Below are 22,110 nucleotides of genomic sequence, written 5' to 3'. Positions count from 1 at the left end.
GATCTCCAATCAGGGCCGCAGCGCGAACGCCGTGATCATCATGCCAATAACGTAAAGTGTGGTGCCGCTGCCGTTGTAGGCCGGCGCCCGCTCCTTCGGCTTGCCCATCAGCCAGATCATCAGGCCGATCTGCGCGGCCAGCAGCAGCGAGACGGCGATCGCCTGTCCGGTGAAGTGCCACGACGCCAGCAGCGCCACCACCACCACCTGCGGGATCGCCATCACCAGGGAGGCGACGATGCCGGCCCGCTTCACCCCCAGCATCGCCGGCAGCGAGTTGATGCCGGTCCGCAGGTCGCCCTCGACCGACTTGAAGTCGTTCAGCGTCATGATGCCGTGCGCGCCCAGGCTGTACAGTGCCGCCACCACCAGGATCTTCCAGTTCGGCGGCCCGTCCAGCATCACCGCCGCGCCGGTGATCCACGGCAGCCCCTCATAGGCCGCGCCGCAGGCCAGGTTGCCCCACCAGCCGTTCTGCTTCAGCCGCGCCGGCGGCATCGAATACGCCCAGGCCAGCACCAGCCCGATCAGCACCGCGCCGAAGCCCCACCGGCCCAGGCCCAGCGCCATCACCAGCGAGGCGACGCTCCAGCCGATGGCGATATACAGACCGCTCCGCCCCGGCAGCCGCCCCGACGGGATCGGCCGGTGCGGCTCGTTGATCGCATCGACGTGCCGGTCGAACCAGTCGTTCGCCGCCTGGCTGGTGCCGCACACCATCGGCCCGGCGATGGTGATGCCCAGCAGCAGGACGCCGATATGCGCCCATATCGGCTGCCCCGACGACACCACGCCGCAGGTAAACGCCCACATCGGCGCGAACCAGGTGATGGGATGCAGCACCTCGAGCGCCACCGGCATCGAGGACCGCTTCGGCGTCCCGGAGGCCGGCGGCGCACCGTCGGCAGCGGCGGGATGAGGAGGATCGGCTGTCATCGACATATAAATAGTCCCGCCTTGTTAATCGGCGCCGGCGGCCTCGGGGTCACCGAGGCCATAGCGGCGCAATTTCACGTACAGACTTTGCCGGCTCAGCCCCAGCATCTCGGCCGCCGAGGCCCGGTTGTCGCCGGTCAGCTTCAGCGCCGCCTCGATGCACAGGCGCTCGATCACGTCGGTCGATTCGCGCACCAGGTCCTTCAGCGCGACGCGGCCGATAAGTCCGGTCAGGTGTTCCAGCGATCGCGGCATCACCGCATCGACGCCCGGCCGGAAGCGGCGGCCGACATCGCGGATAGCGTAGCCGTAGCAGGGCTGGCCGCCGTTCATCACGGTCACCGCCGAGATCTCCACCTCGGCCGTGTCCCCAAGCTCGCCGCGCATGGCGGTCGCGAACAGCCGCACCGAGCCGTGCTGCCGCAGGTTGGCGGTCAGGATATCCAGGTCGATCTCCGACTTTCCCAGCCAGCGGTTCAGCGGCTCCCCCTTGGCCTGGTCCTCGGTCGGCAGTTGCGCCAGTTCCAGGAAGGCGGCGTTGGCGGTCATGATCCGGCCGTCCACCCCGGCGACCACGAACCCGTCCGGCGCGCCTTCCATCAGCTTCAGCAGCTTGGCCTTGAGCTTCGGCACGGCGCTGCCAGCGGCCTCGGGCTGCGCGGCGGCGAGGCGCACCAGGCAGGCGGTGCCGCCCTCGTCGCGGAACAGCGACGCCGAGACCAGGACATCGGCCTTGTCCGCCGCCAGTTGCGCCCGCACGTCGTCCGCCCGGCCCGAGGCCCGCACCCCGGCCAGCAGCAGTTCGACGCTATGGGCGGTTTCGGGGGTGAACGCGGCGAGGAACGCCTTGCTCTGCCCCGCCTCGGCGCCCGCGGCCAGCAGCCGCTTGGCAGTGGGATTGCTGTCCATCACCCGCTGCGTGGCGCCATCCACGATCAGCACCGCGTCCGACGCCATCTGGAACAGCAGGCGATAGCGTGTCTCGACATGCCGGATGCGGACATAGTCCCGCTCCAGCGACTGTTGCGCGTCGATCAGCCGGCTTTGCAGCGACGACACGGCCCGCAGGTCGCGGCCGAAGGCGACGATCCGCCCCGGCTCCCCGGCGCGTACGGTGGCATACAGGACCGGCACGTCGGTGCCGCTGGCCGAGGGATAGTTGACATGCCGCCAGCGGTTTTCCTTGCCCGACGCCGCCCCGGCGACCAGCGCCTCGACCTTCGGGCGGCTTTCCACGGTGACGGTGTCTGCCCAGGCCTTGCCCAGCCAGTTGGCCTGCCCGGCCAGTTCATCCACCAGGCTCTGGTCGGCGATGGAAACGTCATGGATCACGCCCGCCTCGTCGAGGATCAGCGCGATGTCGGCGGCCGCGGCGATCATGGCCGCGGCGGCTTCCGCATCGATGTTGCCCAAAGCGGTCTTAGGGGCTCTGAACGCCTGCACGGTCGGCCGGATCCTTCACTCTGAACAATGTCGATGCCACGCGCCCGCCCGCACTGCGGACCTGCTGTTCTCCTTCTTCCCGGACCCTCGACCGTTCGTTCTTTTGTTCAACGAGCCACCGTCCGTGCCGGCAGCAGCCCACGCGCCACGCGCACGGCGCCGGGCGCGTCGGTGGCGAACGCGTCGGCGCCGACCTCCTTCAGCACGCCGGGCTGCGTCGCCAGCAGCGACCCGCCGACCATCACCTTGATGTCCGTGTTGATTGAAGCGGCGCGGGCGTCACGGATGGTGTTCGCCAGCGCCGGCACCCGGACGGCGGAACTGATGGAAAACCCGATGACGTCCACCCAGGTGGTACGCGCGATCTCGGCGGCGTCGTTCTTCGACGAAATCGGTCCGCCGACGACATGCCAGCCCTCGCGCAGAAAGAATTCCGCCAGGATCACCAGGCCGAAGGAATGTTGCTCGCCCGGCGCCGGGCACAGCAGGATCGAGTCGGTCTGCGGGCGGCTGAGCGCGGCGGCCTGGAACTTCGGCGAGATCGCCCGCACCACCTGCTGCAGGCGGCCCATGCTGATCGTGACGTCGGCGAAGTGGCAGCGGTCCTCGTCCCACAGGGCGCCGAGCCGGCGGGCGGCCTCGCTGATGATTCCAAGGTACAGTGTTGCCGGGGCAACGCCGCGTTCCAGCAACATCTCGACAAAGGCTATGCTGTCGGCGGTGTCGTTGTTCAGCAGCAACCGGACCAGTTGCAGGGTGTCGTCTTCCGTTGTCGGCACGCCCGGCTCCGCCGGCCGATCGGCCGTCTTCAGGATCCGGGCATTGGCAGCCAGACGCGGCAGGATCTCGACCTCCACCATCCGGGTCAGCATGGCGATGCGTTGCTGTCGCGGCATCAGGCCCAACACCTTTTCCAGGTCATCGCGCTGCCTGACCAGTGCTGCCTCGTGCTGGGCCCCAGCGCAATGGACATCGCTGGTGGCCCACTCGGCGCGATCGGCAACCTGCTCCATGAAGGCGGCCATGCTCAATCCCCCTATCTCCAGTTCACCGAAGTGGCCCGTTTCTGTCAAGCCTGGTTTACGTACTGCCTGCTTGACAGTCTGGTCTTACGCGCTCTAGCCTTCTGTCTGCGCAGGGTTGCGCTGGGGGAGGGCGAGATGGCGGACCGTCTTACCGAGAAACGTCTCAATAACGATGCCCCAGACTGGTTTTCAGTAACAGACGTAACGCGTAGCAGCGATGGTTTTTTGCTTCCACCCAGAGACGGACACCACAACTCCTTCGGTTCGTTGTCAATCCATGTTTACGCTTGATCAGATCAACCGTTTCATTGGCTCTGTGGACTGCTGCCCATGGGGCGCGGCCGCTGGCTGCCGGGAGACCCGCATGGCTCAGACTAGTCCACTCCGTGGGCGCCCCCTTTACACGGCTGACGAGCGTCGCCGTCGTGACGCTTCGATCTGGACATTGGTACAGGGCGTGCTGGCGCCCGTGCAATTCGTAGTTTTCCTGATCAGCCTCGGGCTGGTCCTGCATTACCTCGCGACAGGCGACGGCTGGGTCTACGCCACCGTATCCATCGTGATCAAGACTTTGGTGCTTTACACCATCATGATCACTGGTGCGATCTGGGAACGTGACGTCTTCGGCCGCTACCTTTTCGCCCGGGCATTCTTCTGGGAGGACGTGGTCAGCATGCTGGTGCTGGCCCTGCACACCCTCTACCTCGTCGCCCTGTTCTCCCGCGCCGTCGCGCCGCACGAGCAGATGTTCATCGCCCTCGCCGCCTACTTCACCTATGTCGTCAACGCCACCCAGTTCGTCCTGAAGCTGCGCGCCGCGCGCAGGCAGGAGACCTCCTGGGTGCCCGATACCGCACTGGGCCATTCATCATGAGCCAGGCCGTCGCGGCACCCGCGGCGCCGGAGGGCTGCGACGAACGCCAGGTTCTTCGCCAGCGCGGCCAGCGGGAAGTCTTCTGCGGCCTGACCGGCATCATCTGGCTGCACCGCAAGATCCAGGACGCCTTCTTCCTCGTCGTCGGCTCGCGCACCTGCGCCCACCTGATCCAGTCCGCCGCCGGCGTGATGATCTTCGCCGAGCCCCGCTTCGCGACCGCGATCATCGACGATCGCGACCTCGCCGGCCTGGCCGACGCGAACGACGAACTGGACGCGGTGGTGACGCAACTGCTAGAGCGTCGCCCGGACATCAAGCTGCTGTTCCTGGTGGGCTCCTGCCCGTCGGAGGTGATCAAGCTCGACCTGTCGCGCGCGGCCCAGCGGCTGAACACCCAGTTCGCGCCGACTGTTCGCGTCCTGAGCTATTCCGGCAGTGGCATCGAAACCACCTTCACCCAGGGTGAGGACGCCTGTCTGGCGGCGCTCGTTCCGACGTTGCCGTCAAGTGATGATTCACAGCTTCTGGTTGTCGGCGCCCTGGCCGACGTGGTGGAAGACCAGTTCGCCCGCCTGTTCGCCGCCATGGGGTTGACCAAGGTCCGTTTCCTGCCGCCGCGCCAGGCGGGCGACATGCCGCCGGTGGGCCGTGGCACCAAGTACCTGCTGGCACAGCCGTTCCTGACCGACACGGCGCGGGAGTTGGAGGAGCGCGGCGCCACCCGCATCGCCGCTCCGTTCCCGCTCGGCGTCGAGGGCACCACGCTGTGGCTGCAGGCCGCGGCGACTGCGTTCGGCATCACGCCGGCGGCGTTCCGCGCCGCGACCGAGATGGCGCAGGAGCGCGGCAAGCGCGCCCTCGCCCTGCACCGCGATCGGCTGGCCGGCAAGCGCATCTTCCTGTTCCCCGACTCGCAGCTGGAAATCCCGCTCGCCCGCTTCCTGATGCGCGAGCTGGGCATGACGGCGGTCGAGGCCGGCACGCCCTACCTGCATCGCCAGCACATGGCGGACGAACTCGCGCTGCTGCCGGAGTCGGTCACCCTCAGCGAGGGCCAGGACCTGGAGCGCCAGCTGGACCGCTGCCGCGCTGAGAAGCCCGACCTCGTGGTCTGCGGCCTGGGCCTGGCCAATCCGCTCGAGGCCGAGGGCATGACCACCAAGTGGTCGATCGAGCTGCTGTTCACGCCGGTCCAGGGCTACGACCAGGCCGGCGATCTTGCGGAACTCTTTGCGCGCCCGCTGGTGCGGCGCACGCGTTTGGCGGTGTAGGCGGATGAAGCTCACCCTTTGGACCTATGAAGGCCCACCGCATATCGGTGCCATGCGCGTCGCCACCGCGATGGAGGGGTTGCACTACGTACTGCACGCTCCGCAGGGCGATACATACGCCGATCTTCTGTTTACCATGATCGAGCGGCGGTCGAAGCGGCCGCCGGTGACGTATACCACGTTCCAGGCGCGCGACCTGGGCAGCGACACCGCGGAACTGTTCAAGACCGCGGTGACCGAGGCGTATGAGCGCTTCAAGCCGCAGGCCCTGCTGGTCGGCGCCTCCTGCACGGCCGAACTGATCCAGGACGATCCGGGCGGGCTGGCCCGGTCGATGGGGCTGCCGGTGCCGGTGGTGCCGGTCGAGCTGCCGTCCTATCAGAAGAAGGAAAACTGGGGGTCGGCCGAGACCTTCTACCAGTTGGTCCGCTCCTTCACGAAGAAGCCGGAAAAGCGCGAGCGTGCCCCGGGTGAGCGGCCCCGCTGCAACATCCTCGGCCCCACCGCGCTGGGCTTCCGCCACCGCGACGACGTCGCCGAGGTGACGCGGCTGCTGGACCGCCTTGGCGTCGACGTCCATGTCGTCGCCCCGCTCGGCGCCACGCCGGCGGACCTGGTGACCCTGGGCGAGGCCGACTTCAACGTCGTGCTGTATCCCGAAACCGGCATGGTTGCGGCACAATGGCTGATGCGCAATTTCGGCCAGCCCCTGGTCAAGACCGTGCCAATCGGCTACGGCGCGACCCGGGAGTTCATTACTGAGGTCGCGAAGCTGACAAATATCGATCCCACGCCGGTACTGGAGGAAGACGAATCTCGCCTTCCCTGGTATTCGCGGTCTGTGGACTCCACCTACCTGACCGGCAAGCGCGTATTCATTTTCGGCGACGCCACCCACGCCGTGGCCGCCGCGCGCATGGCCGCCGAGGAATTCGGCTTCACCGTCGTCGGCCTGGGCACCTACTCGCGCGAATTCGGCCGCGAAGTGCGCGAGGCCGCCGCCAAGTACGGCGTCGAAGCAACGATCACCGACGACTACCTGGAAGTCGAGGCGAAGATCACCGAACTGCAGCCCGAGCTGGTGCTGGGCACGCAGATGGAGCGGCACATAGCTAAGCGCCTGGGCATCCCCTGCGCCGTCATTTCGGCTCCGGTCCACGTCCAGGATTTTCCGGCGCGTTACTCGCCGCAGATGGGCTTCGAGGGTGCCAACGTCATCTTCGACACCTGGGTGCATCCGCTGATGATGGGCCTGGAAGAGCACCTGCTGCACATGTTCCGCGACGACATGGAGTTCCATGACGACGCCGGCGCCTCACACCTGGGCAGCGTCAAGGTGGCCCCGCCGCCTGCGCCGCGCGAGGCCCCCATGGAAACCGCCGTTGACACCGTTGCGGCACCCGCCGCAGACGCCGCCGGCGAAACCGCGGTGGCCGAGCGTCCCGTGGTGTGGGACGCGGCGGCGGAACAGGAATTGCGGAAGATACCATTCTTCGTCCGTGGCAAGGCACGCCGGAATACCGAGCGGTTCGCCACGGAGCGTGGCCTGACGACCATTACTGTGGATACTCTCTACGATGCGAAAGCCCACTTCGGCCGTTAACCGCACCCCGATCCGCGTCGTCCTGGTGACCATGGACAGTCACCTCGGTGGCGCGTTCGCGCGTGCCAGCGACACGCTACGGCGTGAACTGCCGAACCTGGAACTGGTCATGCACGCCGCCGACGAGTGGGGCTGCACGCCCCGCAGCTGCGGCCGGGCGTGCCGCAACGGCGCCGCCCATGTGTCCGAAAAGTGGGGCTGCAACCCCGAGGCGGTGAAGGCCACCAACGACGACATCGCCAAGGCCGACATCGTCATCGCCGCCATGCTGTTCCTCGACGAGCATGTCCAGGCGGTGCTGCCGGCCTTACAGGCGCGTCGTGACAACTGCGATGCGATCGTCGGCTGCCTGTCCGCCGGCGAGATCGTCCGCCTGACCCGGCTCGGCCGCTTCGACATGTCGAAAGAAGCCGGCGGCGCGCTGGCCTGGCTGAAGCGGCTGCGCGGCAAGAGCGACGAGGGCACCTCCGGCAAGGGCCAGATGAAGTCGCTGCGGCAGTTGCCGAAGCTGCTGAAGTTCATCCCCGGCACGGCGCAGGACGTACGGGCGTATTTCCTGACGCTGCAGTACTGGCTGGCCGGGTCCGAGGAAAACCTCGCCAACATGATCCGCCTGCTGGTCGATCGCTATGCCGCCGGCCCGCGCGCGGATTTCGCCGGCACGCTGAAGGTGGCTTCTCCGGTCGAGTATCCGGATGTCGGCCTGTATCACCCGGCGGCCAAGGGGCGGATCTTCGAAGAGATCAAGCAGCTTCCGGCCAAGGGCAAGAACGGCCGCGTCGGCGTGCTGTTGCTGCGTTCGTATGCGCTGTCGTCCAACGCCAGCCACTATGACGGCGTGATCGCCGCGCTGGAGGCCAAGGGCCTGCAGGTCGTCCCCGCCTTCGCCAGCGGCTTGGACCAGCGCGAGGCGGTGGAACGTTACTTCCTGCACAAGGGCAAGGCGACGGTCGATGCGGTGATCTCGCTGACCGGCTTCAGCCTGGTGGGCGGCCCGGCCTACAACGACGCCCGCTCGGCCGAGGCGCTGCTGACCCAGCTCGACGTGCCCTACATCACGGCGCACCCGGTCGAGTTCCAGACGCTGGAACAGTGGAAGAACGACCCGCGCGGCCTGCTGCCGGTCGAGGCGACGATGATGGTCGCCATCCCGGAACTGGACGGCGGCATCTGGCCGATGACCTTCGGCGGACGCTCCGGCACCGACACCGGCGACAAGCGCCGCGACATGGTGGCCCAGCCGGAACGCGCCGGGACGCTGGCCGATCGCGTCGCCCGCATCGTCGCGCTGCGCCGCAAGGCCCGCGCCGAGCGCAAGATCGCGGTGGTGCTGTTCAACTTCCCGCCCAACGCCGGCACCGTCGGCAGCGCCGCCTACCTCTCGGTCTTCCGCTCCCTGCGCAACATCATGGTTGAGATGAAGGCCGCCGGCTACAAGGTCGATGTGCCGGAGTCGGCCGACGCGCTGCGCGAGAAGCTGCTGGGCGGCAATTCCCAGTTCTTCGGCACCACCGCCAACGTCGTGGCGCGGATGCCGGTCAACGAGCACGTCACCAAGCAGCGCTGGCTCAATGAAATCGAGGCGCAGTGGGGCCCGGCGCCGGGCCGCGTGCAGACCGACGGCGCCTCCCTGTTCGTCCTGGGCGAGCATTTCGGCAACGTCTTCGTGGGCGTGCAGCCCGCCTTCGGCTACGAAGGCGACCCGATGCGCCTGCTGTTCGAGCACGGCTTCGCGCCGACGCATGCGTTCTGCGCGTTCTACCGCTGGCTCAACCAGGAGTACAGCGCCGACGCGGTGCTGCATTTCGGCACCCACGGCGCGCTGGAGTTCATGCCCGGCAAGCAGGCCGGCATGTCCGGCGCCTGCTGGCCCGACCGGCTGATCGGCGACCTGCCGAACTTCTACCTGTATGCCTCGAACAACCCGTCCGAAGGCCTGATCGCCAAACGCCGCGCCGGCGCCGCGCTGATCAGCTACCTGACGCCGCCGGTGGCGAATGCCGGCCTGTATCGTGGGTTGCTCGACCTGAAGGCGTCGCTGGACTCCTGGCGCGCGCTGGATCCGGTGAACGACGCGGCGCAGCGGAACTCGATGATCTCGATCATCCAGGGCCAGGCCGCCGCGGTGAACCTGGCGACGGCGGAACCGGCCTGGGACGCCCCGGCCACGGCGCAGATCGACAAGCTGACCACGGCGCTGCTGGAACTTGAATACACGCTGATCCCCGACGGCCTGCACGTCGTGGGTGAGCCGCCGAACGCCGAGCAGCGCGCCTCCATGCTGGACGCCGCCGGCATCACCGACCCGGCCGAACGCCGGCGCGTGGACGAACTGCTGGCGCAGGACCCCGAGATCCCCTCGATCCTGCATGCGCTGGACGGCGGCTACATCCGCCCGGCCCCCGGCGGCGACCTGCTGCGCACGACCGACGTGCTGCCGACGGGCCGCAACCTGCATGGCTTCGACCCGTTCCGCATCCCGTCCGCCTTCGCCCTGAAGGACGGCGCCGCCCAGGCCAACAAGCTGCTGGCGCGGCACCAGCAGGACAGTGGCGCGATGCCGGAGACGGTCGCCATCGTGCTGTGGGGCACCGACAACCTCAAGACGGAAGGCGGGCCGATCGCCCAGGCACTGTGGCTGATGGGCGCGGAGCCGCGCTGCGACAGCTACGGCCGCATCTGCGGCGCGCAGCTGGTGCCGCTGGCGACGCTGGGCCGCCCGCGCATCGACGTCATCGCCACCCTGTCCGGCATCTTCCGCGACCTGCTGCCGATGCAGACCAAGCTGCTGGCCGAGGCCGCGCTGCTCGCCGCCCAGGCCAATGAGCCGGTGGAGCAGAACTACATCCGCAAGCACGTCCAGGAATACATGGCGGCGAACGGCGGCGGCATCGAGGACGCCGCGCTGCGCGTTTTCGGCAACGCCGACGGCGCCTATGGCTCCAACGTCAACAGCCTGATCGGCAACGGCGCCTGGGAAGAGGAAGACGAGCTGGCCGACGCCTACCTGAAGCGCAAGGGTTTTGCGTATGGCGTCACCGGCAAGCCGCGGCGGTCGGACAAGGTGCTGGCGGCGACGCTGGCGCATGTCGACCTGACCTACCAGAACCTGGACTCGGTCGAGGTCGGCGTCACCACCGTGGACCACTACTTCGACACGCTGGGCGGCATCAGCCGCGCGGTGCGGCGGGCCCGCGGCGGTGAATCCACGGCGGTCTATATCGGCGACCAGACCCGCGGCGACGGCACGATCCGCACGATCTCCGAGCAGGTGGCGCTGGAGACCCGCACTCGGGCGCTGAACCCGAAATGGTACGAGTCCCTGCTGTCGCATGGCTATGAAGGGGTTCGTGAGATCGAGGCCCACATCACCAATACACTCGGCTGGTCCGCCACCACCGGCGAGGTGCAGCCCTGGGTGTACGAGAAGCTGTCGCAGACATTCATCCTCGATCCCGAGATGCGGGAGAGGCTGGCGAAACTGAACCCGACCGCGTCGGCCAAGATCGCCAACCGCCTGATCGAGGCGACCGAGCGCAAGTATTGGACACCTGACGAAGCGCAACTCGAGGCGCTGCGCCAGGCCGGTGAGGAATTAGAGGACCGGCTTGAAGGTATTGGAGTGGGAGTGGCAGCATGACAGTGATCAGACGCATACCGGCACGCGGCGATGGGGAAGGCAGCGTGCAGGTGCAGATGGCGCCTGACATCACCATCGGCAACGCGCAGGTCTTTGCCGTGTATGGCAAGGGCGGCATCGGCAAGAGCACGACGTCATCGAACCTGTCGGTGGCGTTCTCCAAGCTGGGCAAGCGCGTGCTGCAGATTGGCTGCGACCCGAAGCACGACTCCACCTTCACCCTGACCAAGTGCCTGGTGCCGACGGTCATCGACGTGCTGGAGAGCGTGAACTTCCATCCGGAAGAGCTGCGCGTCGAGGACTTCGTCTATCCCGGCTACAACGGCGTGATGTGCGTCGAGGCCGGCGGCCCGCCGGCCGGCACCGGCTGCGGCGGCTATGTCGTCGGCCAGACGGTGAAGCTGCTGAAGGAACATCACCTGCTGGAAGACACCGACGTGGTGATCTTCGACGTGCTCGGCGACGTAGTGTGCGGCGGGTTCGCCTCGCCGCTGCAGCATGCCGGGCGGGCGCTGATCGTCGCGGCGAACGATTTTGATTCGATATTCGCGATGAACCGCATCTGCGCGGCGATCAAGGCGAAGGCGAAGAACTACGAGGTCCGGCTGGCCGGGGTGATCGCCAACCGCAGCGCCTCGACCGACCAGATCGAGAAGTTCAACGCCCGCACCGGCATGAAGACGCTGGCGCACCTGCCCATGGTGGACGCGATCCGGGTCTCGCGGCTGAAGAAGATGACGCTGTTCGAGATGGACCCGACGCCGGAAGTGGTGGCGGTGCAGAACGAGTACCTGCGGCTGGCGGAATCGCTGGTGGCCGGGTGCGAGCCGCTGGACGCGACGCCGCTGAAGGATCGCGAGATTTTCGACCTCCTGGGATTTGATTGATGTCCGCTGCTGTTTCACAGACCGATACCGTCACGAGGGCGGCGGCCCCTTCCCCCGTCATGTCGGGCGAAGGCCCGGCCTCCACGTCTTGCTGCGGTGGTTGCGGTGGCCAAGGCGTGGAAGGCCGGAACACGCACTCCCCGTCATGGCCCGGCGTGTCCGGGCCATCTGTCGCGGCACGTGCTGGCATAGGTGGCCCGGACAAGCCGGGCCATGACGAAGGGGCTGGCGCTTGTGCGGGCGCGTGTGGGTGTGCGGCCAACGGCGCGGATCATGCGCCGACCGCCACGTCGGACCATGCCCCGACCGCCACGTATCAGAACCGCCGCGGCGAATTGCTGCACTACTTCGACCGCACCGCGGTGGATGCCTGGAAGCGCCTGACCTCCGACGCGCCGGTGAACCGTATCCGCGCCACCGTCCGCGCCGGACGCGACGAAATGCGCAACACCCTGCTGTCTTGGCTGCCGACGGACCTGCACGGCAAGCGCATCCTGGATGCCGGCTGCGGCACCGGGGCGCTTTCCGTTGAAGCCGCCCGGCGCGGCGCGCATGTCGTGGCGATCGACCTCTCCCCCACCCTGGTTGAGCTGGCGCGCGAACGCCTGCCGAAGGACCTGGGCGACGGCAGCATCGAGTTCCATGTCGGTGACCTGCTCGACCCGACCCTCGGCCGCTTCGACCATGTCGTGGCGATGGATTCGCTGATCCACTACAAGAGCCGCGACGTGATGCGCGTGCTGAGCGGCCTCGCCGCCCGCACCGACGGCTCGATGGTGTTCACCTTTGCCCCGCGCACCACGCTGCTGACGCTGATGTGGACCGTCGGCAAGCTGTTCCCGCGCGGCGACCGCTCGCCGGCGATCGTGCCGGTGGGGCAGCGGAAGATCAAACGGCGGCTGAACAAGGGGCTGGCGAGCTGGCACACCGCCCGCACCCACCGGATCAGCCGCGGCTTCTACATTTCCCAGGCATTGGAGGTGGTTCGCACGTGAGCGCATCCCGGGGAGGACTGTCGCGAAACTGGACCCGTATCGGCCTGCGGTTCATGCCGTTCGCCGACGCCGCGACCGAGCAGTTGCCGCTGCCGCGCCTGCTGCGCCTGTCGCTGTTCCAGGTCTCCGTCGGCCTCGCCGTGGTACTGCTCATCGGCACGCTGAACCGCGTCATGATCGTCGAACTGGGCGTGCCCGCCTGGCTGGTGGCGGTGATGATCTCCCTGCCGCTGGTGGCCGCGCCGTTCCGGGCGTTCATCGGCCATCGCTCGGACACGCACCGCTCGGTGCTGGGCTGGCGGCGGGTGCCGTACCTGTGGATGGGCACGCTGATCCAGTTCGGTGGCTTCGCCATCCTGCCGTTCGCGCTGATCGTCCTGTCGGGCGACACCACCGGGCCGATCCTGTATGGCCAGGCCGGCGCGGCGCTGGCGTTCCTGATGGTCGGCGCGGGGCTGCACACGACGCAGACCGTCGGGCTGGCGCTCGCCACCGACCTGGCGCCGCCGGAATCGCACCCGAAGGTCGTCGCCCTGCTGTGCATGATGCTGCTGCTGGGCATGGTGGCCGGCGCGCTGACCTTCGGCGCGGCGCTGCGGCCGTTCTCCGAGTTCAGGCTGATCCAGGTGATCCAGGCGACCGCACTGGCCACCATCGTGCTGAACACGGTGGCGCTGTGGAAGCAGGAGGCGCGCAACCCGGCGCTGACCGCCCGCGACCGCGCGCAGCCGACGTTCCAGGAAGCCTGGGCCGCGTTCACCCAGACCCGCGACGCGAAGCGCCGTCTGGTGGCGCTGGGCCTGGGCACCATCGCGTTCAGCATGCAGGACATCCTGCTGGAGCCCTATGGCGGCCAGATCCTGCACCTGACGGTCAGCACCACGACGACCCTGAGCGCCTTGCTCGCCGCAGGTGGCCTGAGCGGCTTCGGCCTGGCGGCGTACCTGCTGGGTCGCGGCACCGACACCTATCGGCTGGCGGCGTTCGGCACCCTGACCGGGCTGCTGGCGTTCAGCGCGGTGATCTTCGCGGCGCCGCTGGACTCCCTGTTGCTGTTCGCCATCGGCACCGCGCTGATCGGCTTCTCCGCGGGCCTGTTCGGCCACTGCACCCTGACCGCCGCGATGGGCTCGGCCGTGCCGGGCCAGATCGGCCTGGCGCTGGGCGTCTGGGGCGCGGTGCAGGCCTCGGCCGCGGGGACCGCGGTAGCCGCCGGCGGGCTGATCCGCGACGGCGTGTCGTACCTGGCCGTGCACGGCTTCCTCGGCCAGGGGCTGGAGGCCGCGCAAGTCGGCTACTCATTCGTCTACCATATCGAGATCGCGATGCTGTTCGCGACGCTCGTTGCGATTGGACCGCTCGTGAGGCGGCCAAGCGTCGAAGGACGCAGACAAACCTCGCCCGAGTATGACCTCGGCGAGATCGCTTCCCACCCGCTCAGCCTACCGAGGTGATGCTATGGAAATCGGTGCAATAACCCAACAGATCGATGCGGCACAGCTCGTGCTGTACACGTTCTGGCTCTTTTTCGCAGGTCTGATCATCTACCTGCGGATGGAAGACAAGCGGGAAGGTTACCCGCTGGTGACGGAAATTCCCGGCAAGTTCCTGGAAGGCTTCCCGCCGATGCCGGCGCCGAAGACCTTCATCCTGACCCACAACCAGGGCACGGTGACAGTGCCGCGCGCGGTGCCGCGTGCGGAAATCGAGTACAAGGCCGAGCCTTGCGCCGCCTGGCCGGGCGCGCCGCATGAGCCGGTTGGCCCGAACAAGATGCTGTCGGGCGCCGGCCCGTCGGGCTATGCCCTGCGCTTCGACACCCCGGAGCCGACGTTCGACACCGGCGTGCCCCGCATGGCGCCGATGCGCGTCGCCACGGACCATGTGTTCGATGAGGATGGCCCGAACCCCATCGGCTACGACCTGGTCGGCTTCGACGGCATCGTCGCCGGCAAGATCACCGACGCCTGGGTTGACCGCGAAGAGTCGCTGGTCCGCTACCTGGAAGCCAAGCTGACCAACGACAAGTCCATCCTGGTCCCGATGCCGCTGAGCCGGGTCAAGGACTCGACCGGTCAGGTGCTGCTGGCCTCGCTGAAAGGTGAACAGGTTCTGGAGGCGCCGACGCTGGCCAATCCGGATCAGGTCACGCTGCGTGAAGAAGATCGCATCGCCGCCTACTTCGCTTCTGGCCATCTGTATGCGACGCAGGCGCGGCAGGAGTCCATTCTGTGAACATCGTCCAGCACGACTACGAGCCAATCATCGGCCTGCCCGCACCGCTGCCTGCCGGAGAGACCATTCTCTGGCAGGGAGCGCCGGACTGGAAGACGCTGGCCCGGCGTGCGATGCGTATCAGAGTGGTTGCGTTCTACTTTCTGCTTCTCGTTGTCTGGAACGTCGCCGGCGGCATAGCCGCCGCGACGCCCCCCGGGCACATGGCGCTGTCGGCCCTGTGGCTGGCGGCGCTTGGCGCGGGCGCCATCGGCCTGCTGACCATCTTCGCCGCGCTGGTCGCCCGCACCACCATGTACACGATCACCACCAAGCGGGTCGTTATCCGGTTCGGGATTGCCCTGCCGATGACGATCCAGGTTGCCTACCCGATGATCGAGACCGCCGCCGTGCATGCCTGGTCGAACGGCGCCGGCGACGTCGCCATCACGCTGATGCCGAAGCAGCGCATCGGCTACCTGATCATCTGGCCGCACGCCCGGCCTTGGAAACTGTCCAAGGCGCAACCGGCGTTCCGCTGCATCCCCGATGCCGCCAACGTCGCCCAGATCCTGGGCCGCGCCCTGGCCCTGTCGGCCAAGCAGCCCGCGACGGCGGTTCCGGTTGTCGTCAAGAAAGCCGCGGACACGACCGGCCAGGTCACGGCCACGGCATAACAAGAGGACACCATGAGTCACGATCACCACTCGGATGTGCTTCCACGCCCTGCGCTGATTGCCGCTGGCGTGGTGATCGCCCTGACGATCACCGGCGCGGCGGTAAGCCGCCTGAGCGGTTTTGCGCACAGCGACGTGCCGACGGCCGCGCCCGTGATGTCCCGAGATCTTCTGTTCCGCGATCGCGCGGACGGCGCCATCCTGGTTTTCGATGCGCATGACATGTCCGCGCCGATCAAGGTGGTTGCCCCTGAAACCAATGGCTTCCTGCGCGGCGCGATGCGCGGCCTTGCGCAGCAGCGCATCCGGCAGGATGCCGACCGCGACATTCCCTTCCGGCTCACCGAGTGGGCCGACAGCCGATTGACACTGGAAGATCCGACCACGCATCGCAGCCTGGAACTGGAGGCGTTCGGCAAGACCAACGAGGCGGTGTTCCTCCACCTGCTGACAGCGAAGGCCGGGTCATGAGACGCATTGAAGTTCCCTGCACCATCGAGATTGAGCAGACGCCGGAAAGCCTGCACGCCTACACGACCCCCGAAGGAGTCGACATCGGCCCCGGGGATCGCGTGCTGGTCCATGGCGCGCCTACGAATATTAAATTTGGCGACAAGATCACCGTCAGGGGGTCCGCCACCATCATCCGCGCCACATGGCTTGGCCGGTTGCGGGCCCACGTGACTGGGCTGCTGTCCCTTGTCGAACTTTACGAAGTCGGGTTTGAGCCGAAGGAATCCTTATGACCGCACAAAAACCAGTCAGCGAAACGACCAGGATGGCTCTGCGGGAAACCGTGCTGAGCCCCCGCTTCTACACCACGGATTTCGCCGCCATGGACCGGCTGGACGTGGCGCCGATACGGGCCGAGTGGGACGAGCTGATGGCGGAATTCGCCCGCGACACCAACAAGCATCATTTCACCCGCACGGCCGATTTCGACCTGGATCTGTCCACCATGCCGGAGGACCTACGGGAGGAGTTCATTCATTTCCTGGTCAGCTCGGTCACGTCGGAATTCTCCGGCTGCGTGCTGTATTCGGAAATTAAAAAGCGGGTGAAGAACAAGGATATCCACGACTGGTTCAGCTACATGGCGCGCGACGAATCGCGTCACGCCGGGTTCATCAACGACACGCTGAAAGATTTCGGCGTCGGCGTGGACCTGAGCTTCCTGACCAAGGTCAAGCAGTACACCTATTTCCGGCCGAAATTCATCTTCTACGCGGTCTATCTGTCCGAAAAGATCGGCTACGCCCGCTACATCTCGATCTTCCGCCAGCTGGAGCGGCACCCGGAACTGCGGTTCCACCCGATCTTCAAATGGTTCAAGGAGTGGTGCAACGACGAGTTCCGCCACGGCGAGGCGTTCGCGCTGATCATGCGCGCCAACCCGCAGCTGCTGTCGGGCTTCAACAAGCTTTGGATCCGCTTCTTCCTGCTGTCGGTGTTCGCCACCATGTTCGTGCGCGACCATGGCCGCCCGGTGTTCCACAAGGCGCTGGGCCTGGACCCGACGACGTACGATATGCAGGTGTTCCACATCACGCAGGAGATTTCGAAGCAGGTCTTCCCGGTGCTGCTCGACCTCGACAACCCCACTTTCCTGGCCAACCTGCAGCGGCTGCGCCGCATCAGCGTCGTCATGGACGAGGCCAAGGCGAAGGGCGGCATCGTGAACAAGGCCAAGCACCTGGCGCTGACCGCCGCCGCCGCGGCGGTGGTCGGACGGCTGTTCTTCCTGCGTCCGCAGCAGCATCAGCTGCCGGCGCAGATCCGCGTCGCGCCGGCGTGGTAGGATAGCGCATGGCCCATTTCGGACTCCCCGCCCTGCATGGCTTCCTGATCTGGTGGGTCAGCACCTGCCTGATCCTGTTCCTGGACAACCTGCCCCGGCGGACCTTCCGCTGGAGCATGGCCGGCGCCACGGCCGTGCTGGGCGCGGCAGTCTATGGGCTGATGACCAGCGCTTACGATACCACCGACACCGGCGCCTATGTCGCCTTCACCTGCGGCGTGCTCATCTGGGGCTGGCTCGAGATGAGCTTCTACATGGGCTACGTCACCGGGCCGCGGAAGCACCATTGCCTCCACGGCTGCAGCGGGTGGGGCCATTTCGTCCACGCCATCATGGCCAGCCTGTATCACGAGCTGGCCATCCTGGTGCTAGCGATCCTTGTGTTCCTGTTGACCTGGAGGGCGCCGAACCAGTTCGGCACCTGGACGTTCGAGATCCTGTGGTGGATGCACCAGAGTGCGAGGCTGAACGTGTTCCTGGGGGTGAGCAACCTGAATCCGCATTTCCTGCCGGATCACCTGTCTCACATCCGGGGCTTCTTCCGCCATGCGCCGATGAATTTGCTTTTCCCCTTCTCGGTTACCGCCTCGACGATCTGTGCCGTCTGCCTGACACAGCAGGCGATTTCGTCGGGCAGCAATGTCTTCAACGCCACTGGCTATAGCTTGCTCGCGACGATGATGGTTCTTGCGATCCTGGAACACTGGTTCCTCGTGCTGCCCATCTCAGCCACGCGCATCTGGAACGCGATGTGGCAGTGGAGCCTGTTTTCCCGCGGCGGGAATGTCAAAACGCCGCATTCCCACTCAGCACCATTACCGTTAGCGACGGAAGCAACGATCGGGGGACGCACATGAACTACGAGGACTATTTCCGCAAAGAGTTGGACAGCCTGCGGCGGGCGGGCAACTACCGGGTCTTCGCCGACCTGGAGCGCCAGGCCGGACACTTCCCACGCGCCATGCATCACAGGGAGCGTGGGCAGGTTCCGGTGACGGTGTGGTGCTCCAACGACTACCTGGGCATGGGGCAGCACCCCAAGGTGCTGGACGCCATGCACGAGGCGCTGGACCGCTGCGGCGCCGGCGCCGGCGGCACCCGCAACATCAGCGGCACCAACCACTACCACGTGATGCTGGAGCGGGAACTGGCCGATCTGCACCAGCGTGAATCGGCGCTGCTGTTCAACTCCGGCTACATGTCGAACTGGGCGACCCTGGGCACGCTGGGCGCCAAGCTGCCGGGCTGCGTGATCATTTCCGACGAGCTGAACCACGCCTCGATGATCGAGGGCGTGCGCCACAGCCGGGCGGACAAGCGCATCTTCAAGCACAACGACGTGGCGGACCTGGAACGGATCCTGCGCGAGCTGGATCCCGCGGCGCCGAAGCTGATTGCGCTCGAGTCGATCTATTCGATGGACGGCGACATCGCCCCCCTGTCCGACGTCTGCGACGTGGCCGACAAGTACAACGCCATGACCTTCCTCGATGAGGTGCATGCCGTCGGCATGTATGGCCCGCGCGGCGGCGGCGTGTCGGAGCGGGACGGCGTGTCGCAGCGGATCACGATCATCGAGGCGACGCTGGCAAAGGGGTTCGGCATCGTTGGCGGCTACATCGCCGGCTCGGCCGCGATGTGCGATTTCATCCGCAGCTTTGCCTCGGGCTTCATCTTCACGACGTCGGTGCCGCCGGCGATCGCCGCGGGCGCGGTGGCCAGCATCCGGCACCTGAAGGAAAGCCAGGTCGAGCGCGATCGGCACCAGGACCGCGTCCGCACCCTGCGCCGCAAGCTGGACGCCATCGGCGTGCCGCACACCGACAACCCGAGCCATATCGTGCCGGTGATGGTTGGCGACCCGGTGGTGTGCAAGCGGATCAGCGACCGGCTGCTGGAGGAATTCTCGATCTACGTGCAGCCGATCAACTATCCGACGGTGCCGCGCGGAACGGAACGGTTGCGGATCACCCCCTCGCCGTTGCACACGGATGCTGATATCGACCACCTCGTCGATGCGCTCGGCACGATCTGGTCGGAACTGAGTTTACGCCGGGCGGCTTGATCGTCGGCTTGTTGCGGCCTGTTATCGCAGGCGGTAAAGTTTTGAGGTTTGGTTTGGAAGTATGATGGCGTGGCCGGGGTCTTAGCCCTGCCGCGCTATCGCTTCGAGTCGGAACCACTGCAGAGAAGGAGTTGGAACAATGACGAAGTATGACAACGACGCGACCCGCCGTCAGGTTTTGCGGGCCGGTCTGGCGGTTGTCGGCGGTGCGGTTGCGGTCAGCGCCGCGCAGGCGCAGGACAAGATCGACCCGAAGATGGTGCAGTACCAGGACTCGCCGAAGGACGGGAACAAGTGCAGCACCTGCGTGAACTTCGAGGCGCCGAGCTCCTGCAAGATCGTGGCCGGCAAGATCAGCCCGAACGGCTGGTGCATTGCCTATGCCCCGATGGAAGACAAGAAGGGCTAACGGACTATCGGCCTGGCCGGATCGCTTCGTGGTCCGGCCGGGCTGAGGCCACGCGCCGGAGCGCTGTCGCCCGGATTTTTAGTGCGTGACGGCAACGGCAGGCCGAGCGGCCTGTGACACCGCCAGCCATGCTGACGGAACGATTTTACCAACGATAAGCCCGAATGTTGCCACCCGGAGCGGCGTCCCGGGCGGGTTCCATCCGGGCCGGTGCCGCCGGACTCGATCCGGATATCGAAGCGACTTCCCGATTGACCGGAATTCCGCTGACCTGAGGAGCCGAGCCTGAACGACGGTTCGGCATGGCCCCTGGCATCCGCCTCGCCGACGGGATTCCGGAGTTCGAGCCTTCAGCCCCGGACGCTCCAACCGTCATGGTGGGCGCAGGCCCATCATCCACGCCTTTTGCTGCGATCAGCACCGCAAGGCGTGCAGGAGCCGGTGCGCTGACCCCGGTGGATCGGTTATCGCGGTCATCCAGGCTCGGCCCCTGACCGGAAACGGCGGTCGCCTGGTTTGCGCCGGCCACCGGCGCCTCGACCCTGGATGACGCTGCGGCCGATCGGCGAGACGCGGCGCGGGCGTAACGACGGCAAGGGGACGGTTTGTTCCGCTATTTTGTGACGAGTTCATGCCGTTTTTGCTGCAACACAACAAATGTTCGCCTGGGCGGGCCAAATGTCATCGTTATCATTAATCATTTTATACAAAAATCCCTCTTGATTCGATGCACACTGTCAATTAGCGTTTGACTTGGAAATGTTCCAAGCGTTGGTCCAGCAGGATAGCTCACGGCATCAGTCGTTTCCACCGTGGGGTGTTGTTGTTGGCCGACGGTCACCTTCCAGACTGGGGTTTGTTACAATGGAGAAACAGAATGACCATGCGGCGACCCGCCGCCAGGTTCTGCGTGGCGGCGTGGCTGTAGTCGGGGGCGTGATCGCCGTCGGCGCCCAGGCTCAAGCGCAGGAGAAGCTTCCGCAGGACCAGGTCAAGTACCAGCAGCATCCGAACAACGGCAACCACTGCGCGATCTGCGTGAATTTCATTGCGCCGTCGTCCTGCCAGCTGGTGGCGGGAAAGATCAATCCCAATGGCTGGTGCATTGCCTTCGCCCCGAAGGCGGACGCCAAGGGCTGAGCCAGCTCGCGCCGGGTACGCCCGGCGCGATTTCCCGCGCGTCCTGCCGGGATCGTCCGTTGTTTTGTTGAAGCCGCACGCCAGGATCGAACGCCCGGCAACACGGCGTTTTGCCAAACCTTTGCCGGCGAGAGCCCGCGGATCGTCCGACGGCCGCGTATCGCTGCGCCATGCCGTGTCCCCGGGAGGGACAGGCAAGACAACGTCCTGCAAACGAACGTACCCGGAATAGCTGGCCGCTTGGGGTCATTCGAGAGGACGGCCTTCGGACGCATGGCTCGCGGCCGTCGGTACGGTGCCGGGATGGACCGCCCTGACAACATTATCCAGCCAGGCGCAGCCACGGTGTCGCGGCGGCTCGACCGGCGCAAGCGGTCTCCCGGGGCATCGCGCTAATCCACAGGTTGGCTCGCCGGAAGGCTGCCTCTGCGTGGCGACTTGCAACACTTGCCGCCGGCTTGCCCTGTGTCCCGCCCTGCCGTTCGGACGAAGGCTCCGGACCGCCACCGACTTCTGGGGCATTGCCGGCATGCCGGTCGAGCACCTTCCCGCGGCGTTGGTGATGCCGGCGGGCGAGTTGGTCGATGCGGCCCTGGCGGGACTTGATCAAGGCGAGTTGGTGACCCTGCCGTCGCTGCCTGAGCTGGCTGACTGGAAAGCCTATGAGAGCGCCCGGCAGGCCCTGTTTCCGAACCTCTCCCGTTCGTCGGCGGCTTACCGTCATCGCGTCGCCGGCCGCTTCGGCGACTGAAAGGGCATTCCGGCGAGTCGCCTGGCTTTCCAAAGTCAGTGCGAAATCGAAAATGCAGCAAGAGGTGGGCCCCACTGCACTTGCCAGAGAGTTCGCCGAACGGCAGGTATTCGTTCGGGTACGGCGACGCATATTTTCCAGGGCAACAATACGGCCAGGCTCATGGTCAGGAACGGGAGTAGCGGAATGGACGAGATTCGCGAGGCGCTCAATCGCCACTGGGCCGCCTCGGACGCAAATGATTTCGATGTCGAGCACGACATGTACCGGGAGGACGCAGTGCTTGAATACCCGCAATCGGGCGAGCGCATCAGGGGCCGGCACAACATCCAGGCGTCCCGCGTCGCGCAGCCGAACGCGAAGCGCTTCACGGTGCGTC

Annotated in this window: 21 protein-coding genes; 18 read left to right on the top strand and 3 right to left on the bottom strand. The window is 66.5% G+C overall.

Translation table 11 applies throughout. The annotated features are described in order from the left end of the window. Positions 1-9: 9 nt before the first annotated feature. The 3 genes from chlG to CCS01_RS26195 form a co-directional block, all read right to left on the bottom strand. Entirely contained in the window at positions 10-942 is a 933-nt protein-coding gene (gene chlG / locus CCS01_RS26205; protein ID WP_170114671.1) for a chlorophyll synthase ChlG, read from the bottom strand. Between the two features lie 18 nt (positions 943-960). After that, positions 961-2,379, bottom strand: coding sequence for a transcriptional regulator PpsR (ppsR, locus tag CCS01_RS26200; RefSeq protein ID WP_204848440.1), 1,419 nt, complete (start codon positions 2,377-2,379; stop codon positions 961-963). A gap of 107 nt (positions 2,380-2,486) precedes the next feature. Then, positions 2,487-3,404, bottom strand: a complete 918-nt coding sequence (locus CCS01_RS26195) for a cobalamin B12-binding domain-containing protein (protein ID WP_104521718.1) — start codon at positions 3,402-3,404, stop codon at positions 2,487-2,489. 217 nt (positions 3,405-3,621) lie between these two features. Between CCS01_RS26195 and bchF the strand changes: the two genes are divergently transcribed. The 18 genes from bchF to CCS01_RS26105 form a co-directional block, all read left to right on the top strand. Then, on the top strand, positions 3,622-4,278 hold the full coding sequence (gene bchF, locus CCS01_RS26190) for a 2-vinyl bacteriochlorophyllide hydratase (protein ID WP_456307622.1): 657 nt from the start codon (positions 3,622-3,624) through the stop codon (positions 4,276-4,278). Beyond that, the gene (locus tag CCS01_RS26185) at positions 4,275-5,552 is read left to right on the top strand and encodes a ferredoxin:protochlorophyllide reductase (ATP-dependent) subunit N (RefSeq protein ID WP_104521716.1); all 1,278 of its coding nucleotides are present in this window, start codon (positions 4,275-4,277) and stop codon (positions 5,550-5,552) included. Before bchF ends, CCS01_RS26185 begins: the two co-directional genes overlap by 4 nt. A gap of 4 nt (positions 5,553-5,556) precedes the next feature. Further along, entirely contained in the window at positions 5,557-7,155 is a 1,599-nt protein-coding gene (bchB, locus tag CCS01_RS26180; protein ID WP_104521715.1) for a ferredoxin:protochlorophyllide reductase (ATP-dependent) subunit B, read from the top strand. Further along, complete coding sequence (locus tag CCS01_RS26175) at positions 7,130-10,795, top strand: magnesium chelatase subunit H (protein ID WP_104521714.1); 3,666 nt, start codon at positions 7,130-7,132, stop codon at positions 10,793-10,795. The genes bchB and CCS01_RS26175 overlap by 26 nt, the downstream gene beginning before the upstream one ends. Continuing rightward, positions 10,792-11,682, top strand: coding sequence for a ferredoxin:protochlorophyllide reductase (ATP-dependent) iron-sulfur ATP-binding protein (gene bchL, locus CCS01_RS26170; RefSeq protein ID WP_104521713.1), 891 nt, complete (start codon positions 10,792-10,794; stop codon positions 11,680-11,682). The genes CCS01_RS26175 and bchL overlap by 4 nt, the downstream gene beginning before the upstream one ends. Positions 11,683-12,017: 335 nt before the next feature. After that, the gene (gene bchM / locus CCS01_RS26165) at positions 12,018-12,677 is read left to right on the top strand and encodes a magnesium protoporphyrin IX methyltransferase (RefSeq protein ID WP_239992402.1); all 660 of its coding nucleotides are present in this window, start codon (positions 12,018-12,020) and stop codon (positions 12,675-12,677) included. Then, positions 12,674-14,131, top strand: coding sequence for an MFS transporter (locus CCS01_RS26160; RefSeq protein ID WP_338050004.1), 1,458 nt, complete (start codon positions 12,674-12,676; stop codon positions 14,129-14,131). Before bchM ends, CCS01_RS26160 begins: the two co-directional genes overlap by 4 nt. 4 nt (positions 14,132-14,135) lie before the next feature. Beyond that, positions 14,136-14,912, top strand: a complete 777-nt coding sequence (gene puhA, locus CCS01_RS26155) for a photosynthetic reaction center subunit H (protein WP_104521710.1) — start codon at positions 14,136-14,138, stop codon at positions 14,910-14,912. Beyond that, positions 14,909-15,568 (top strand): photosynthetic complex putative assembly protein PuhB, encoded by a 660-nt coding sequence (gene puhB, locus CCS01_RS26150; protein ID WP_104521709.1) that lies wholly within the window; start codon positions 14,909-14,911, stop codon positions 15,566-15,568. The genes puhA and puhB overlap by 4 nt, the downstream gene beginning before the upstream one ends. A 12-nt stretch (positions 15,569-15,580) precedes the next feature. Then, a complete protein-coding gene (gene puhC / locus CCS01_RS26145; protein WP_104521708.1) occupies positions 15,581-16,039 on the top strand; it encodes a photosynthetic complex assembly protein PuhC in 459 nt (152 codons plus the stop codon). Beyond that, complete coding sequence (locus CCS01_RS26140) at positions 16,036-16,314, top strand: hypothetical protein (protein WP_104521707.1); 279 nt, start codon at positions 16,036-16,038, stop codon at positions 16,312-16,314. The genes puhC and CCS01_RS26140 overlap by 4 nt, the downstream gene beginning before the upstream one ends. Then, positions 16,311-17,366 carry a magnesium-protoporphyrin IX monomethyl ester (oxidative) cyclase gene (gene acsF, locus CCS01_RS26135; RefSeq protein WP_104521706.1) on the top strand — a complete coding sequence of 352 codons (1,056 nt, stop codon included), beginning with the start codon at positions 16,311-16,313 and terminating at the stop codon, positions 17,364-17,366. Before CCS01_RS26140 ends, acsF begins: the two co-directional genes overlap by 4 nt. An 8-nt stretch (positions 17,367-17,374) precedes the next feature. Next, positions 17,375-18,223, top strand: a complete 849-nt coding sequence (puhE, locus tag CCS01_RS26130) for a putative photosynthetic complex assembly protein PuhE (protein ID WP_104521705.1) — start codon at positions 17,375-17,377, stop codon at positions 18,221-18,223. Continuing rightward, a complete protein-coding gene (gene hemA / locus CCS01_RS26125; RefSeq protein WP_104521704.1) occupies positions 18,220-19,431 on the top strand; it encodes a 5-aminolevulinate synthase in 1,212 nt (403 codons plus the stop codon). The genes puhE and hemA overlap by 4 nt, the downstream gene beginning before the upstream one ends. A 139-nt stretch (positions 19,432-19,570) precedes the next feature. After that, positions 19,571-19,840, top strand: a complete 270-nt coding sequence (locus tag CCS01_RS26120; RefSeq protein ID WP_104521703.1) for a high-potential iron-sulfur protein — start codon at positions 19,571-19,573, stop codon at positions 19,838-19,840. Between the two features lie 864 nt (positions 19,841-20,704). After that, positions 20,705-20,980, top strand: coding sequence for an iron oxidase (locus CCS01_RS26115; RefSeq protein WP_104521702.1), 276 nt, complete (start codon positions 20,705-20,707; stop codon positions 20,978-20,980). A 529-nt stretch (positions 20,981-21,509) separates the two neighbouring features. Further along, positions 21,510-21,731: a hypothetical protein gene (locus tag CCS01_RS26110; RefSeq protein WP_204848439.1), complete on the top strand. Its 222-nt coding sequence runs from the start codon at positions 21,510-21,512 to the stop codon at positions 21,729-21,731. Between the two features lie 186 nt (positions 21,732-21,917). After that, positions 21,918-22,110, top strand: a 193-nt coding sequence (locus CCS01_RS26105) for a nuclear transport factor 2 family protein (RefSeq protein ID WP_170114670.1), incomplete at its 3' end; no start/stop codon positions are given.

It is taken from the genome of Rhodopila globiformis, from assembly GCF_002937115.1.
Classification (GTDB): domain Bacteria; phylum Pseudomonadota; class Alphaproteobacteria; order Acetobacterales; family Acetobacteraceae; genus Rhodopila; species Rhodopila globiformis.
Note: the sequence above shows the minus strand (reverse complement) of the source record. Positions and strands in the feature narration are given on the sequence as shown.